The 15,409-nt window shown below is 54.4% G+C and carries 17 protein-coding genes; 15 read left to right on the top strand and 2 right to left on the bottom strand.

Going from position 1 to position 15,409, the window contains the following annotated elements:
* The first annotated feature begins 35 nt into the window (after nt 1-35).
* The 14 genes from ACQE3E_RS18800 to ACQE3E_RS18735 all read left to right on the top strand — a co-directional run bounded on the left by ACQE3E_RS18800 (nt 36) and on the right by ACQE3E_RS18735 (nt 14,077).
* Nucleotides 36-1,796, top strand: a complete 1,761-nt coding sequence (locus ACQE3E_RS18800; protein WP_313730728.1) for a VWA domain-containing protein — start codon at nt 36-38, stop codon at nt 1,794-1,796.
* The gene (locus tag ACQE3E_RS18795; RefSeq protein ID WP_313730729.1) at nt 1,793-2,419 is read left to right on the top strand and encodes a hypothetical protein; all 627 of its coding nucleotides are present in this window, start codon (nt 1,793-1,795) and stop codon (nt 2,417-2,419) included. The genes ACQE3E_RS18800 and ACQE3E_RS18795 overlap by 4 nt, the downstream gene beginning before the upstream one ends.
* Before the next feature lies 1 nt (nt 2,420).
* Nucleotides 2,421-2,912 (top strand): hypothetical protein, encoded by a 492-nt coding sequence (locus tag ACQE3E_RS18790; protein ID WP_313730731.1) that lies wholly within the window; start codon nt 2,421-2,423, stop codon nt 2,910-2,912.
* An 18-nt stretch (nt 2,913-2,930) separates the two neighbouring features.
* The gene (neuB, locus tag ACQE3E_RS18785) at nt 2,931-4,001 is read left to right on the top strand and encodes an N-acetylneuraminate synthase (protein WP_313730732.1); all 1,071 of its coding nucleotides are present in this window, start codon (nt 2,931-2,933) and stop codon (nt 3,999-4,001) included.
* Complete coding sequence (locus ACQE3E_RS18780; RefSeq protein WP_313730733.1) at nt 3,998-4,642, top strand: acetyltransferase; 645 nt, start codon at nt 3,998-4,000, stop codon at nt 4,640-4,642. Before neuB ends, ACQE3E_RS18780 begins: the two co-directional genes overlap by 4 nt.
* A complete protein-coding gene (locus ACQE3E_RS18775) occupies nt 4,639-5,691 on the top strand; it encodes a nucleotidyltransferase family protein (RefSeq protein ID WP_313730734.1) in 1,053 nt (350 codons plus the stop codon). Before ACQE3E_RS18780 ends, ACQE3E_RS18775 begins: the two co-directional genes overlap by 4 nt.
* Nucleotides 5,692-5,824: 133 nt before the next feature.
* Nucleotides 5,825-6,673: a flagellin gene (locus ACQE3E_RS18770; protein WP_064030690.1), complete on the top strand. Its 849-nt coding sequence runs from the start codon at nt 5,825-5,827 to the stop codon at nt 6,671-6,673.
* A gap of 69 nt (nt 6,674-6,742) precedes the next feature.
* The gene (locus tag ACQE3E_RS18765; protein WP_064030689.1) at nt 6,743-7,180 is read left to right on the top strand and encodes a flagellar protein FlaG; all 438 of its coding nucleotides are present in this window, start codon (nt 6,743-6,745) and stop codon (nt 7,178-7,180) included.
* 34 nt (nt 7,181-7,214) lie between these two features.
* A complete protein-coding gene (gene fliD / locus ACQE3E_RS18760) occupies nt 7,215-8,618 on the top strand; it encodes a flagellar filament capping protein FliD (RefSeq protein WP_071160542.1) in 1,404 nt (467 codons plus the stop codon).
* An 18-nt stretch (nt 8,619-8,636) separates the two neighbouring features.
* The gene (gene fliS / locus ACQE3E_RS18755) at nt 8,637-9,023 is read left to right on the top strand and encodes a flagellar export chaperone FliS (protein ID WP_064030687.1); all 387 of its coding nucleotides are present in this window, start codon (nt 8,637-8,639) and stop codon (nt 9,021-9,023) included.
* Complete coding sequence (gene fliT, locus ACQE3E_RS18750) at nt 9,023-9,346, top strand: flagellar protein FliT (protein ID WP_168032653.1); 324 nt, start codon at nt 9,023-9,025, stop codon at nt 9,344-9,346. Before fliS ends, fliT begins: the two co-directional genes overlap by 1 nt.
* 600 nt (nt 9,347-9,946) lie before the next feature.
* Nucleotides 9,947-10,801 (top strand): flagellin, encoded by an 855-nt coding sequence (locus ACQE3E_RS18745; RefSeq protein ID WP_064030685.1) that lies wholly within the window; start codon nt 9,947-9,949, stop codon nt 10,799-10,801.
* Nucleotides 10,802-10,868: 67 nt separating this feature from the next.
* Nucleotides 10,869-13,400 carry a 6-hydroxymethylpterin diphosphokinase MptE-like protein gene (locus tag ACQE3E_RS18740; RefSeq protein WP_313730736.1) on the top strand — a complete coding sequence of 844 codons (2,532 nt, stop codon included), beginning with the start codon at nt 10,869-10,871 and terminating at the stop codon, nt 13,398-13,400.
* Nucleotides 13,401-13,735: 335 nt separating this feature from the next.
* Entirely contained in the window at nt 13,736-14,077 is a 342-nt protein-coding gene (locus tag ACQE3E_RS18735; RefSeq protein WP_064030683.1) for a hypothetical protein, read from the top strand.
* Nucleotides 14,078-14,103: 26 nt separating this feature from the next.
* On the opposite strand, the gene ACQE3E_RS18730 is transcribed toward ACQE3E_RS18735, so the two are convergent.
* Nucleotides 14,104-14,610: an alpha/beta hydrolase gene (locus ACQE3E_RS18730; RefSeq protein WP_313730737.1), complete on the bottom strand. Its 507-nt coding sequence runs from the start codon at nt 14,608-14,610 to the stop codon at nt 14,104-14,106.
* 14 nt (nt 14,611-14,624) lie between these two features.
* Nucleotides 14,625-14,837 (bottom strand): DUF2905 family protein, encoded by a 213-nt coding sequence (locus ACQE3E_RS18725; RefSeq protein WP_064030738.1) that lies wholly within the window; start codon nt 14,835-14,837, stop codon nt 14,625-14,627.
* A 62-nt stretch (nt 14,838-14,899) separates the two neighbouring features.
* Here ACQE3E_RS18725 and ACQE3E_RS18720 point away from each other — a divergent pair, with 62 nt between their 5' ends.
* The gene (locus ACQE3E_RS18720) at nt 14,900-15,409 is read left to right on the top strand and encodes an O-acetyl-ADP-ribose deacetylase (protein ID WP_313730738.1); all 510 of its coding nucleotides are present in this window, start codon (nt 14,900-14,902) and stop codon (nt 15,407-15,409) included.

The following is a 15,409-nucleotide window of genomic DNA, read 5'->3' as shown; positions in this document are numbered from 1 at the left end:
TTTGCAATCTATTGCCCTCTTTCGCGGATAGATTCATGGCCAAAGCGTTAATTTTTGCGGTGATCGGCTGGTTGATCGCCTGGAGCGCATGTCTCCAGGCGCAAGTGCCGGCGACCGACGAGATTCAAGTGCTGATCGACGTGTCCGGCAGTATGAAGCAAAACGATCCGCATAATTTGCGCATTGAAGCCAGCCGTTTGCTGGTCAACTTATTACCGGATAATGCCAAGGCCGGTTTACGTTTGTTCGCTGAAAAAACCGAGGTCCTTTCCGCTAGCGACGCGGTTTCACCCGCCTGGAAACAGCAAGCCGGCAAGGCTACCGCGAATATTCACTCGCGCGGACTCTACACCAATATCGAGGACGCGATAAAAAGCGTCTTGGACGGTGGGTTTGCGGGAACGGGAAATAAACATCTGATTTTACTGACCGATGGTTTCGTCGATATTTCCAAGGACATTATGGAGAGTGCCGATTCGCGCGAGCGTATCCTCAGCGAATGGATACCGCGCTTGCAGCAAATGCGGGTCAAGGTCGAGACCATCGCGTTGTCCGCTCAAGCCGATAAGGAGTTGTTGCAACGCTTGGCGGGCGAGACCGGCGGATGGGCCGAAGTCGCCGAGTCGGCCGACCAGTTACAGCGGGTTTTCGTTAAGATGGCGCAAAAGGCCGCGCCCAAGGACAGTCTGCCGCTGGCGGGAAATCGCTTCGAGGTGGACGCCAGCATCAAGGAGTTTTCGGTGCTGGTGTTCAAGAAGCCCGGCGCGGCGCCGACTTTGTTGTGGACGCCGGATGGCGTAAAGCTCGGCAAGCAAAGCGCCTCCGGCAACGTGTCCTGGCTGGAGAGCGCCAATTACGATCTGATAACCGTCAGAGAGCCGCGCGCCGGTGAATGGCGCCTGGAAGCGGAGGTGGACCCGGATAACCGGGTCATGATCGTGACCGACTTGAAATTGCAACTGGGCGAATTGCCGAATTTCTTAACCGAAAAGCAGGGTTTGACCGTCAAAGCGCATTTTACCGATGGCGGCCAATTGATTGACAGGGCGGATTTTCTCGCGATGCTGAGCTTGCAGGTTACCGTGGACCAGCAGACGCCGACCAATATGGCGGCGACTGGCGAAGCGGGCTACTTTGGTTGGAATGCGCTGAATCCGGGGCTCGGTAAGCATCTGTTACGGGTAGTGGCCGACGGCAAGACTTTCCGGCGTGAAATCGTCCATGAGTTTGAAGTGGTGGCGGCACCGATTGCCGTCGAAAAGCAGATCGATATTGCCGCGCGTCGGGTCACGCTGACCTTGGTTCCCGATACCGCTCTCCTGGACACGACCGGGATGTCCGTCAACGTCAGCATCGGCCGAGCGGGTCAAGCCGGCGAATCCAGAGCGTTGACCGCGCACGACGGGCGCTGGGACTTGGTTTTGGCCGATGTTCCGATCGGCGGGACGACACAAGTCAGCTTTAGTGTTACTGCCCGCGGTAAGGACGGTAACACGTTGGAACCGTTGGTGCCGCCGGTCACGATAGACGATAGTTGGTTTGTCGCCGAGCCGACCGCCTCCGAGACACATCCGGCCGAACCGGATGTCGCGGCCGATGCGGAGCACGGCGATGCGGCCGCGCGAGAGAGCGAGGACGCTCATGGAGAGCCCGTGAGCGAGACCAATTGGTTGCAGGTTGCCGGCATTGTGCTGGGGTTGAACCTGCTGATCGCCGGAACTGGTTATTTCGGTTACCGGGCCTTTAAGCAAGCGCAATTTCGCAAACAGCAAGCGTTATTGGAGAGGTTGGCATGATTCAGCTCGACTCGGTCGTCGTGGTGCTGATGGCGGAAGCCCTAGTCGTATTGGTATTGTTAATGGCAGTATTGTTTTTCCTGTCTCGGAACCGGCGTGGCCGGGAAATGGCGGAAGTCGACCGCTTTATCGATCAAATGGACGAGCAAAGTTTGGTCAAACAACATCGGTTGGAACAATTTCTAGGCGAAGACTGCGGTTTGCCGGTCGAAACGGTCGAATCGGTGCTGACGGCGGTACTCAAAGCCGAGAGGGCCCTGTTCCAGCAAATATTTAGGCTGTTTTTACAGCGGGATTTGGCGACACTGGCCGACATCGAGAGAAAAATCGACGAATTGGCCGAGCCGTACCAGAATCTATTGGTCGATCACCCCGAGCCGACAAGCGGTGCCGTTGGGCAGGTCGACAAGCTGGCGGCCATGGAGCGCATCAACCAACAACTGGTTCGACAGCTGGACACCGCGATGAAAACCATAGACGAAATTTCCGCCGAATATACCCGCGTGTTTAGCGGCAATCAGACGGCGCTGGAATTGGAAAACAGCAGTAAGAAAATGTTGCAAGTGTTCGCGGAAGCCGAACACAGCATCCGGATCAATGTCGCTGGCGAGGCAGAGGAGTAGTATGGACGAATCGCTGCTGGTCGTGGTATTGGTCAATCTGCTGTTGGTGCTGTTGATCGCATTGGTTGCCTTGATGCTGGTCGCTTGGCGCAAGCGCAAACAGAGTCAGGCGGAGCTGGAGCATTTATTGGACGATATTAAGGACCGGCAGGGCCAGCGCAGCGATCAAATGGCTGAGATGCTCGTCGGCAAATACCGGCTGGACGAGCAAAAGGCGCGGGAGTTATCCGAAAGTCTGATTTTGGCCGAAAAACAGTTTTTGCACGGTTTTTTCGAGCAGCAAATGCAACAGCAAGCGGTTAGCGGCTTTTACGACGGTTTGTGCCGCTTGCTGAACAGTTATCTCAGTTCGATGCCGGGTTCCGAGACGGCCGAAGTAGCCGGCGAAGAGTCGCAGGACGACAACAGCGGACAAGAGACCGAGCCTTCCGACGAAAAAGAGAAGTCCGCCGTCGGCAACCCGCCGCCGGATTGGGGCGACGTGTTCGATTGAGTTTTTGAGAACGACAGGATGACGAGTATCTATATCATCGCCGAAGCCGGCGTGAATCATAACGGTGACCTGGACACCGCAATCGCGTTGATAGACGCTGCGGTGGCGGCGGGCGCCGATGCGGTCAAATTTCAAACCTTTAAAGCCGACAAACTGGTGACCGGTAAGGCCGGCAAGGCGGCCTATCAGCGAGAAACCACCGATGCCGGCGAGAGCCAACTGGCGATGCTGCGGAAACTGGAGCTGAAATACGAATTCCACGTGCGATTGCGCGACTACTGCGCCGAGCACGGTATCGAGTTTTTATCGACCGCGTTCGATTTCGACAGCTTGGCATTCTTGACCGGCGAAATCGGCGTTAGGCAACTGAAAGTACCTTCCGGTGAAATCACTAACGGTCCGTTTTTGCTGGCTCACGCCGCGACCGGAAAAGAGCTTGTGTTGTCCACCGGCATGGCGACTTTGGGTGAGGTGGAGACCGCGCTGGGGGTGTTGGCCTTCGGCTTCTTAGGTTGGGAGCGGCCGAGTTTGGCGCGGTTTCGGCAAGCTTACGGCTGCGACGCCGGCCAGGCGGCACTGCGAGAAAAAGTCACGTTGCTGCATTGCACCAGCGAGTATCCGACGCCGCTGGAACACGTTCAACTGCGGGCGATGGATACGCTGGCGCAAGCGTTCGGCTTGCGGGTGGGATATTCCGATCATACCGAGGGGTTGGCGGTGCCTATTGCCGCGGCGGCACGCGGCGCGGTGTTGATCGAAAAACATTTTACGTTGGATAGAGGCTTGCAGGGGCCGGATCATCGGGTTTCGCTGGAACCGGCGGAATTGACGCAAATGGTAGCGGCTATTCGCTCAGTCGAGTTGGCTTTGGGAGGTGCAGGCAAAATCCCGCAACCGATCGAGTTGCAAAATCGCGATGTGGTACGCAAAAGTCTGGTGGCGGTCGCGGATATTGCGATTGGCGAGCCGTTCAGCGTCGAAAATTTGGCGGCCAAACGGCCGGGCACAGGCTTGAGCCCGATGGAATATTGGCGGTTGTTGGGACAAACCAGCCCGCGCGCTTATCAAATGGACGATTTGATTTCATGAAGCTGCCGGTGGTTTTGCTCGGTAGCGGGGGGCACGCCAAGGTTTTGTTGGACATTTTGCGGCGCCTGGAGGTCGATATTCTGGGAGTCGCCGACCCGGCCAAGCGACAAGGTGATAGTTGGCTCGACCTACCTGTATTGGGCGGGGATGAGGTCGTTGCCGATTACGGCTCAGAAGACATTGCGCTGATAAACGGGCTTGGCTCGCTGCCCCGTGACCCCGGCACGCGGTCTCGACTTTTCGAGACATTCGCCGAGCGCGGTTACCGCTTCGGTCATGTCGTCGATCCGACGTGTTTTTTGGCGGGGAGCGTGGAATTGGCGGCTGGCGTGCAAATCATGGCGGGCGCCATAATTCAGGCAGGCACGCATATTGCTGAGAACACCATCGTAAACAGCGGTGCCATCGTCGAGCACGACTGCGTAATCGGCCGCCATGTGCATGTCGCACCGGGCGCGGTGTTAAGCGGAGGTGTCGAAATTGGCGATAGGACACATGTCGGTGCCGGCGCGGTCGTAATCCAAGGAATTCGCGTGGGCGCGGGTAGCGTGATAGGTGCCGGCAGTGTCGTGACGCGCGACGTTGCGGTTCGGCAAATCGTCTATCCGGCCCGATCGCAGCTCAAGGATATTGAATCATGAAACAGCATTGGCAACAGGTAGTGATAAGTCCGGAAGCAACGTTACGGACCACGATAGAGGTGATCGACCGTGGCGCGCTGCAAATCGCGTTGGTAGTGGATGAAGACGGGCGCTTGGTCGGGGTGGTTACCGATGGCGACATTCGCCGAGCCTTGATTCGGGGCCTGGCGCTGGAGCATCCGGTCGGCGAAGTGATGAACAAGCGGCCTAAGGTGGCCAGCGAGACCGACAGTAAGACCCAATTGATCGCGGTGATGGAGGGGCATCATTTGTATCAGTTGCCGGTGGTGGACGAGCGTGGCCGAGTGGTGCGCTTGGAATCGCTGCAGGCTTTATACAAGCAGCCGGCTTTTCCGAATCCGGTGTTTTTGATGGCGGGGGGATTCGGCAAACGGCTGCGGCCTTATACCGACGATAGGCCGAAACCATTACTAGAAATCGGCGGAAAGCCGATTCTGGAAACCATCATCGAAAATTTCGTGAAATCAGGTTTCCGCCAATTCTTTATCGCGGTGCATTACCGGGCCGACCAGATCAAGGATTACTTCGGAGAGGGCGATCGCTGGGGGATAAGCATTCGGTATATCGACGAGGTCGAGCCGATGGGGACGGCCGGTGCGATCGGGTTACTGCCTGATAGCTTGCCGGACGTGCCATTGATCGTCATGAATGGCGATATCTTGACCCAGATCGACTTTTCGCGATTGTTGGCTTACCACAACGAACAGCAAGCGATCGCGACGATGTGCGTCCGCCAGTACGAGTATCAGATTCCTTACGGCGTCGTGATGTTGGAACAGCAACGGATCGTCGGTATCGAGGAAAAGCCGTTGCAGAGCTGCTTGGCCAACGCCGGAATCTATGTGCTCGATCACAGTTTGATTGCAGGGATCGCCGGCCAGAAAAGCCTGGATATGCCGGCACTGTTTAACCAGCAAATCGCGCTAGGCGAGACGGTGTCTATGTTTCCGGTGAACGACTATTGGCTGGATATTGGTCGGGAAGCCGATTTTCTGCGCGCGCAGGGCGAATTCGCCAAATATTTTTGATGACGAGGGTTAAAGGATTTCAAATCGGGGCCGATACATCCAGCGAGTTTGAAAACAAACCTTTTTTTCGTAAATCAACCAAAACAAATAATTCCGGCGGCGGCTCAGTTTTCGGATTTTGGAGGGTAACATCATGGCAATGGTAATCAACACAAACGTAGCTTCGTTGAACAGTCAAAGGTTTTTGAGCAATACCAACATGTCTTTGCAGACTTCGATGGAGCGCTTATCTTCCGGTTTGCGGGTGAATTCCGCGAAAGACGACGCGGCCGGTTTAGCGATTAGCGACAAGATGACATCGCAAATCCGGGGTATGACGGTGGCGGTGCGTAACGCGAACGACGGAATTTCGATGGCGCAAACGGCCGAGTCCGGCATGGGCGCTCTCACCGATACCTTGCAACGGATGCGCGATTTGTCCGTACAGGCGGCCAACAGGGCGGCGGTCGGTTCTTCCGACCGCGAGAAATTACAAACCGAATTCAAGCAATTGGGTTTGGAGATGAAACGTATCATTCAGAATACCGAATTCAACGGTAAGAAAATTTTGAACGGTTCGTTGAAAAACGCTAACTTTCAAGTGGGTGCCAATACCGCCACGGATAACCAGGTTTCCGTGAATATTTCCGATTTAACCGCGGTCAACAGCTTGAGCGCCTTGTTCGGTACCAAATTGTCGATTGGGTCGATGGCGACCTCTGGAAACGTCAGATCGGCAATGACAGCGATTGATACCGCGATCAAAAAGATAGATACTTTTAGATCTACATTGGGTGCGATTCAAAACCGGTTTACAACGACAATTGCCAACTTGAACTCGTCGATCGAGAATCAAAGCGCGGCAAGATCCCGGATCCTGGATGCGGACTTCGCGACAGAGACATCGAACTTGAGTAGACAGCAAATTCTGCAACAAGCGGGTACCGCAATGTTGGCGCAAGCGAATCAGTCTACGCAAAACGTCTTGAGTTTGCTCCGGTAGTTTGGATAGGAAGATTGCGCCGTCATGGCGCAATCTTTCCTTTAACACTGACAACATAGGGTGAGCATCATGAATAGTGAAATTTCAAATGTGCTGAAGCTAGCCCCCTTGACTGTTGTGAAAACCGATAAGCAAACGGATGAAAAGTCGTTTTCCAGCACTAGAACCGAGGCGAATCAAGCCAGTTCGGCGGTGTCTGCGTTGCAAAGCGATTCAACGGCGTCTTCTTTGAATTCGAAACAGGACGAGGACAAGCAGAACGACGCTAAAGTGACATTGGATACGGTAAAGCAGGCGGCCGATCAAGGCAATTCGCTGTTGCAGGCCGTAACCCGCAATCTGCAATTTAAAGTGGACGATTCAACGCAAGAATTGGTCGTCAAGATTGTCGATAGCGAAACCGGCGATGTGGTAAGGCAAATTCCGTCGGAGGAAATGTTGGCGTTTATCAGGCGAATGCAAGAGTTAGACGGGCATCAAGGTTCGGTTATTCAGGATCGGGCTTAGCGTGGGATAGCGGCGGTTCGTTGAGGAGGGTGTCATGAGCATAGTTTCCACGACAGGTATCGGTAGCGGTATCGACATTAATTCGCTGGTCTCTCAATTGGTAACCGCTGAGGGCCAGCCGGCCTTCAACGCGATTCAGCGTCAGGAGGACGCCGCCAACGCCCGGTTGAGCGGCTTGGGTACGTTGAAGAGCGGACTGTCAGACTTTCAGACGGCGCTCGCTTCGTTGAAAGACGGTAGTGTTTTTAAGACCCACACCGCTTCCTCCTCCGACGAATCTATTTTGAAGGCAACCGCCGGAGCCTCGGCGGTTGCCGGTTCATATTCGCTGGAAGTGACCCAGCTGGCCAAGGCTCAAAAGTCGATCGCCAAAGCCGAGTTTTCCGATATTACGACTACGACGGTCGGTACCGGTACTTTATCGTTTACCGCGACTTCGGGTTCGACATTCAGCCTGACCGTGGACAGTAGTAACAATACGCTGGAGAAAATGCGTGATGCGATCAATAGCGCGTCGGGCAATAGTTTCGTCAGCGCCAGCATCGTTAATGTCGACAATGCCGCCGGAACCGGCACGGTATCTAAACTGGTGTTGACAGCCAAAAACAGCGGCACGACGAATGCGTTTACTGTCAGTGGTAGCGATAGCGACGGCAACGATACGGATACTTCCGGGCTGTCTCAGTTGTTTTCGACGAATTTCGATAATCCATCGGTTGCCCAAGACGCGATTATTAAGGTGGACGGACAGACTGCAACGCGTAGCAGCAATACTATCACCGATGTCTTACCGGGAGTGACGCTCAATTTACAGTCCCAAGAGCCTGGTACTTCGGTAAACATAGACATCGGTGTGGATAAGGCCGCGATTACCAAGTCTATCAACAGTTTCGTTACGGCTTACAACAAACTGCACACCACCACCAAAGACCTTGGCAAATACGGCGGCAGTACCGATGGCAGCGGCGACGGTAACGGCGCGTTAATTGGCGATGCAACCTTACGTTATGTCACCAGCCAAGTGCGGACAAATACGACCTCGGTGGTTTCGTCGGCGACAGGCAATTACAACTCCTTAGCGTTAATTGGCGTCAAAATCGATAAAGATGGCGTGATGTCCTTGGACAGTACCCAGCTAGATACCGCCTTGGCGGCCGATTTCGATTCGGTCGGCGATGTGTTTTCTTCAAGCGACGGTGTTGCCACCCGTCTGGACTCGACGTTAACGGGATTGTTGCAGTCCGGCGGTAACTTGGATACTCAGCAAAGCTCGTTGAAAAAGCAATTAACCACATTGGAAGATAGGCGGACCGACGTGCAGGTTAGGATGGATAACTTTCAGAAATCCTTGCAAAAGCAATTTACCGCGATGGATGTGCTGGTCGGGCAATTTAATTCGACTGGTTCATTTTTGACAAGTTGGATCAATAATTTATAAACCGGAAGGGGGATTCCCATGTATGTAGATGCCCATAAGAGAGGTGCTAGGCAATATGCCGATGTGCACACTTCCAGCGGTCTCGGAGAGGATTCTCCGCATCGTTTGATTCAGATGTTGATGGAGGGTTTCTTGGCTAGAGTCAACTCCGCGAAGGGCGCGATAGCCCATCATGACATGGAGGCCAAAAGTATCTACATCTCCAAGGCGATCGGCATCGTTGGCGGCTTGAATGAAGCCGTGGATTTGGAACGTGGTGGCGAAATCGCGGCCAATCTGCGCCAACTATACGACTATATGAACATCCGGCTATTGGAAGCCAGTCGCGAAAACAGCGAAGACAAGCTTAACGAAGTCGCGACATTGATGCGCGACATTAAGGAAGCTTGGGATGCGATTGCGTGATGGCAACCGGTCCTCGCGTTGATTTCCTGGCCTGGCAAGAGCGTCTGGAGCAATTTAACGCAGCCATAAAAGGCCACATAACCCAGGAGGACTGGGAAAATTTGTCGGTTTTATTGAACGAGAGGCAGGCTTGGCTGGAGGCGTTAGCGACGATGCCGCTAGCCGAATCGGAAAAACCTCAGGCGAAGCAGTTCGCGCGGAACGTGGCCGAACTGGATAACGCGTTTCTGGCGCAGATCCAACAACTTCAAGCTCAAGCCAAGACCAATCAATTGGCTTTCGAAAAAGGCAAGCGTGCGTTACGCGCCTATCGCGCTGGTTAAGTTCAATCGCCAGTTTAGAAAACTGCCCAAGATCGGCTTCCGCGAGATTGGTTCAATCCTGTGCTAAGGGGGTGTTGCTTGAGCTTTTCTTGCGTCAACTCCAAGTAGAAGTAAACTCATTCTTTATCCTATCGAAATGCCAAATCAGCTTCCTCGCTGATCCCCGCCTCCGGAATTCTTCGGATCTCGAAAATAGCTATCAATCTGAACGTGTCGTACAAATGGCAAGGCCGGAAATGTTAGGTCGCCGGTTTTAGTGTTCACCGGCCACTTGCGAGGCCAATCTTTTACGGCAGTAAAGCTTCGGCAAAATCCCGTCGAGACTTGTCTCAGTCTGCTTTTAGCGGCGAGGGAAGATTATTAGGCGCGTCCGATAATTGTACGGCGGCGTGTCGTCAAAAAATTGTCGCCGGCCGGCGTTGGCGGCAAGCGGAGCGGCAAAATCCCGTTGCCGCTACGGATAGATAGGCGATGTTTCACGAAGCAAAATTTTATAATTTATTGAAAATAAAGTAATTTTATTTGTTGGCATGGAAAGTGATTGATTCTGGATGGCGGCAAACATGCCTACTTCATTCAGGATAAACCGGGAGAACGATCATGCCATCATCAATGGTCATTAATACGAACATCGCTTCGTTGAACAGCCAAAAGTTTTTAAGCAGGACGAACGACAGTTTGCAAACGTCGATGGAACGTCTGTCCTCTGGTTTGCGAGTCAACAGCGCCAAGGACGATGCGGCCGGCTTGGCGATAGCCGATAGAATGACGTCGCAAATTCGCGGCATGACGGTCGCGATGCGCAACGCCAACGACGGCATTTCGATGGCGCAAACCGCTGAGGCGGGGATGGGAACCATCACAGAGACTTTGCAGCGCATGCGCGACCTTGCCGTGCAAGCGGCCAACCGGGCGGCGGTGAGTACCGAAGACCGACAAAAATTGCAGACGGAATTCAAGCAATTGGGTGCCGAGGTCAAGCGTATCATTCAAAATACCGAATTCAACGGCAAGAAAATTTTGAACGGTTCGTTAAAAAATGCCAATTTTCAGATCGGTGCCAACACCGCGACCGACAACCAAATTTCGGTGACAGTCTCGGATTTGGCGACCGTTAATAGCTTAAGCGCCTTGTTTGGCACTAAATTGTCGATCGGTTCCGACGCGACCTCAAACAACGTTCGGTCGGCGATTAACGCAATCGATACCGCGATTCGAAAAGTCGACGTGTTCCGTTCCAATTTGGGTGCGATTCAGAACCGGTTTATGACGACGATCTCCAACTTGCAATCGTCTATTGAAAATCAAAGTTCGGCGCGTTCGCGGATTATGGATGCCGATTTTGCTTCGGAAACTTCGAACTTGAGTCGCGGCCAAATCTTGCAACAGGCTGGAACCGCGATGCTGGCGCAGGCCAACAAAGTAACGCAAGGCGTGTTGCAGTTGTTGCAATAACGCCGGCTTGAGTTTAGCCGTGCAAACGGGATAATGGTCGAGATGCCGACTAACCGGGGTTCCAAACATGACACAGTGCGAACAGGGTTCGGAAGAACAACGCTTGGGGCCATTGTGCGTTAACGATTTCGGGGAGCGGTACTATTACAACCTGAATCGGCACGGCTTCGATAAGGTTAGCGCCGAGGTGCTATTCGATACGAAGTTCGGCAAGGCTTTGTTCGAAGAAGACGCGTTAAACGTCATAATCGGCACCGATTCCGGTTTACTGCTTCGTTATTTGCAAGCGAGGCCGCTACCTAACGGAACCCGCTATCTGTTTATCGAACCGGAGTCGGTACTAGCGGCGCTCGGCGCTAACGGTTTATTGACGGATATGGACGAGCGTATGGCCTGTATCGCGATGAGCGATTGGGTGGACGCTATCGGTCGCTTTAAGATTACCGACTATTTCTATATCGATGCGGTCCGGTCATACAATGCAATCTGCGCCCAGGACGATTATATCGAGGAATATGCCGAGCTGAGTTGGCATGTTACCGAACTATTGTCGCAACTGCATTGGCAGACCAGCGTCGAATTAGGCGCGGAGGCATTCATTGCCCGGCAAATCCATAACATTGCCGACAACAAATTGCCCGCCAAATTGTTGGCGGGGGCCTTCGCCGGTAAAACTGTGGTTCTGTTGGCCGGCGGCCCGTCCTTGGATAGCGCGCTGCCTTGGGTCAGGACCCATCGCGACCGTTTGGTCGTTTTTGCCGTTTCCAGGATCGCCCGACAATTGTTGCAAGCCGATCTATTTCCCGACTTCATTTTTTCGGTCGATCCGACCGAACTTAGCTTCGATATTAGCAAGGAAATGCTGGAATTCGACGAGCGTACCGTTTTCGTCTGTTCCCATCACACCGTGCCTACCCTGTTAAATCAATGGCGAGGCCTGGCCTTGTACTTAGGCGATCGCGTGCCTTGGACCAGCGATCTGAATTGCCCCAACCTGGAAAGCGTTGGACCGACCGTGACGAACACAGCACTGCAGGTGGCTTATCGTTTTGGCTTCCGGCGAATCGTACTGGCCGGTGTTGATTTATGTTTTACCCGCGACGGCTTTACCCATGCCAAAGGCAGCAACGAAGCGCTGGCCGGGCCGCGCTTTAATTTGACGTCCCTGCAAGTGCAGACAAACGCCGGCGGCATGGCGCCGACCAGTTGCGACTTTGCCCAAGCGATACACTCGCTAGCGTTGCAAGCCCGTCATCTATCCGCCGCCGGTTGCGACATCGTCAACGTGTCCGAGCACGCCGCCAAAGTCGACGGCATAGGCTATGTAGCGCTTGCAGAACTCGATTTGCCGCAAACAGCGGTTGATGTAGCCGACATTGTTCAATCACGCCTGGCGGGTTCCGACCAGGAAGCCGCGTATTACGTCAAGGCCTTGACGGATTTGCGTAGAGCGCGATTTCAGATTCGCTCCATCGCCAAACTGGTGGAAGACGCCCGACGTATCAACGACGCGATGTACAACGAACACGGCGTGATTGGTGAGTACAAGGACAAGCAGAAGCTCGATAAAATCGAGAAAAAGCTCAAACGCGAACACCGCCACTACAGCCGCTTGGTTAAGAAGTTCGGCATACGCCGTTTTATCAAGCTGGCGAAACCGTTTAACGACCAGGATTGGACCGCCGAAGAGGCAAAACAGCTTGGTAACGTATTTTACGATGCCTATCGCGACGGCGCGGCTAAGCTGCTGCAGTTGATCGAAGCCTCGATCGACAGAGTATTGGCCAGGCAACAGGAGCTGGCCTTGCATCCGGATTTTAGCGTATTGATTGGTCAAGCCCGTAAGGATCGAAGTTTCGGTCGCGTCCGTTTATGGCGCCGGCGTTTCGCGGCGGAATTAATCCCGGCGGCGCTGCAACACGAGCTGGCCGAATTGGATAGCGCCTATCTACGGGTACTGCACGATAGGGAAACCCGGCATTTTGTTCAAGCCAAAGGCCAAAGCAGCTTGCAAAACCTGAGGCAACGGGCGGGGATGCTATTCAAACACCAAAAAGTCGAAGAATTGGCGGACTTGCGAAATAGTCTGCGAAAACACCCTGAACCGGAAAATGTCGCGCCGTATCAAGCACTGATAACCGGTTATTTGGCTGAGTTGGCACGCGATCACGATGCGGCGCTGGATGCGTATCGCCAGATTGTCGACGGTGGGGACTCGTTGTTGGAAGAAGCGCTGGCACGCATCGTCGTGATCGCGGTCGAATGCGATGACGTGTATCAGGCCAATCTGGCGTTGGAGTGCCTGGCGCGGTTGAATCCGCTTTACCAGCCTTGGTATGCCGAGATTCAGCGCTTACACGGCGACATTCTGGTGGCGATCGACACTTACAATGCCTACATTCGCAGGTTTCCGGACGATAGCGCCGCTCAGTTGAAATTGGCGCGTTTATATCTGGATCAGGGTATTTACGAAGCGGCTGAATTGATGCTCGATCACTTGTTGACGAACAAGCCGGGATTGGAGGCGGCCTTGGCGATGCGCTTGCAATTAGCCAAAATCAGAGCCGACTCGGCGGTTGGTTCGGCGGATGTCGGTTGAGAAAACTACAGCGTCGCCGATAAGGTCGCCTGTTCCGACGGCGAATTGAAGGATCGGTTTAGTCAGGGGGAAGCCGCGTACCAACCATCTACTCAAGGACGCCGGCAATGGACGTTTTGTGGTCCAAACTAACTGTGACGCGCACGATTAACAACGACTGGCGATTACCTTGCTGGCGGAGTAAGGCATTCGACGTGTGGCTGCCCAGCCCGGCCCGGCAATCGAGATGGCGTAAGTTCTATTATCTGTTTAGTCGCCCGAGGTTCGATTTTAAGTCAACATTAAGTGTCGCGGCGCATGCTCTGGTCCAAGCACCCAGGAAAAGGAGCTATGCGATGAACACTTTGAAATTCATGATTGTTGGCTTGATATTTTCGTCAGCGGTTAGCGCCGACGGTCACGGTTGGCATCACGGCCACCACCACCATGGGCACGGCCCGATAATTCGGGAGCGGATCATCTACATGCCGCCTAGAGTTGTCGAGTACGTACCGGTACCTCGCTATTATGCACCGCCGCCACCGCCGGTCTATTACCGTTACGAACAGCGTTCACCGACAGGACTATTGGGTGGCGTGGTCGGCGGGGCGATGGGTTATCAGTTCGGTGGCGGCGATCCGTTGGCGGCCGGCGTTGGCGCGGCGGCGGGTGCTTGGTTGGGTAACGGGCGTTACTAGCCGGTCGGTTTCCGATGTGCTATGGATTAGTCGACGCTTAAGGCCGCGAGAAAACGGTCGAAAGCTAAGCCCATCGCCGGCAGAATGCTGAGCAAGCGATGATCGGCGTCGTACAGATGCAAACGGGCGCCGTGTTCCCGACAAAATCGCCAGGCATGTTCCGGCGGGACCACGTCGTCCCGCCAGCCGTGAAAGACTTCGATATTCGTAGTCCCCGGTGCGAAACGGTCGCGGGCGTACCCCGGCAGATAGAAGGCGGGCGCGATCAGGAACAAGCCGTGCGGATTCAGTGTTTCGGCGGCGACCGTGGCGACGTAGGCACCCATGCTCGAACCGACCAAGACCAGCTTATCGTAGGTAGGCAAATTTTCGGCCAGCAGTCGGGAAACCCGCCAGTCCGGATCGTTATTGGGCCGATAATCGATGCTTTCGAAACGAAACCCGCGCCGCTCGGCGACGTCGGCCAGTGCCAAGGCCTTCTCGCCCCAGGGAATACTGTCCATGCCGTGGTTGTAGATGACTAAGTGTTTCATAGAGACGGGTAACGTTATTTCCGCAAAATCAGATGGCTTAGCAAGCTCAGCAACAGGCTGACGACCAGCATCGACGTGATCGGAATGAAGACTCGACTGTTTTCGGTTTGAATCGAAATATCGCCGGGTAGTTTGCCGAACCAATTCAACAGCCAAGGCGCATGGCTTATTGCCAAGCCGAGCAATAACAGACCGGCGCCGGCAATCGTCAAAATTTTGCCTACCATTAGATTATCCTCCGCCTTTTCAGGCGGACTGCGTTTCAGGCCCAAATCGGCCGGGAGTTTTAATGCGGACTATGCAGGCCGTGCAAGCGGATATTACCACGTTGGCGGTGGATGCCGTCGTCAATGCCGCGAACGCCTCGCTGCAGGGTGGCGGAGGGGTAGACGGTGCGGTACACCGGGCCGCCGGTCCGGCGTTGTTGGCCGCCTGTCGCCGCTTGGACGGCTGTCAGGTTGGGCAGGCGAAACTTACCGAAGGGTTCGGCTTACCGGCCAAATTCGTCATTCATACGGTCGGTCCGGTCTGGCGAGGCGGTTCGCATCGAGAAGCCGAACTACTGGCCGCGTGTTACCACAATTCGTTGACGTTGGCCGGCGAGCACGCTTTGTCGTCTATCGCCTTTCCCTGCATCAGTACCGGCGCTTACGGTTTTCCGATACTAGCGGCCGCCGAAGTAGCGGTAGCGGCGGTTAACGAATTTTTCGACGCAGTGCATTACGATGCCGACGTGATTTTTTGCTGTTTCGGCGCGGCCGAACTGGCGATATATCGGCATTTGCTGGAGCGGGTTTGA

The sequence above is a fragment of the Methylomonas sp. MED-D genome (assembly GCF_050276835.1).
In the GTDB taxonomy this organism is placed as follows: Bacteria; Pseudomonadota; Gammaproteobacteria; order Methylococcales; family Methylomonadaceae; genus Methylomonas; species Methylomonas koyamae_A.
Note: the sequence above shows the minus strand (reverse complement) of the source record. Positions and strands in the feature narration are given on the sequence as shown.